Here is a 798-nt window from a genome sequence, read left to right as displayed (position 1 = left end):
CAAACACGCAAACTCAGCCTGCTGCGCCTACACAAACGGTGAACCCCGTTCCGGCGGCTTACGGTGCAGGCGTGAAGGTAAACTACGTGCGTACCTGGGAACCAGCGAAGCCTTTAACAGACCCAGCAGCCGTGATCGCAGAAACGAATGTGTCCAACGTTCGGCAGTCCACCCAGTACGTAGACGGCCTGGGCCGTCCGCTGCAAACGGTGACCAAAGGTGGCTCTCCGGCAAAAAAAGATGTGGTCGTGCCTGTGGTGTATGATTCTTTCGGCCGTGAACCATTCCAATACCTGCCGTATGTCTCCACCACCGGTGACGGGGCTTTCAAGACCAACCCTTTTACCGATCAGAAGAACTTCTACGCGCCTACTGCCGGTACGCCGATCTATCCCGGCGAACAGGTGTTCTACAGCCAGACGCAATACGAAGCCTCTCCCTTGAACCGGGTGCTCAAAACGATGGCTCCTGGCAATAGCTGGGCGGGCTCCGATGTTGGTGTGAGCCAGCAATACCTGGTCAGCACCGTAGCCGACTCGGTGCGCATCTGGACGATCGCCGCCGCGGACGGCAGTGTGCCGGCCAGCACCACGCGCTACGCAGCAGGTGAACTATATAAAAACATGACCACCGACGAAGCGGGCAACGCTGTGGTGGAATACAAGGATAAGGAAGGCCGGGTCGTGCTGAAGAAAGTGCAGCTGGCCGCCACACCCGGCACGGGCCATGTGGGCTGGCTGAGCACCTATTATGTGTACGACGACCTGGGCAACCTGCGCTATGTGTTACCGCCTAAAG

At 58.4% G+C, this 798-nt stretch carries 1 protein-coding gene; it reads left to right on the top strand.

The window, feature by feature from the left end; translation table 11 throughout:
* On the top strand, nucleotides 1–798 hold a 798-nt coding region (locus tag ACTJIK_RS25720; protein WP_440650474.1), incomplete at both ends, for a DUF6443 domain-containing protein.

It is taken from the genome of Chitinophaga sp. 22620, assembly GCF_052044405.1.
Classification (GTDB): Bacteria; Bacteroidota; Bacteroidia; order Chitinophagales; family Chitinophagaceae; genus Chitinophaga.
The sequence above is the reverse complement of the archived record's forward strand: the minus strand, read 5'-3'. Positions and strand labels throughout refer to the sequence as shown.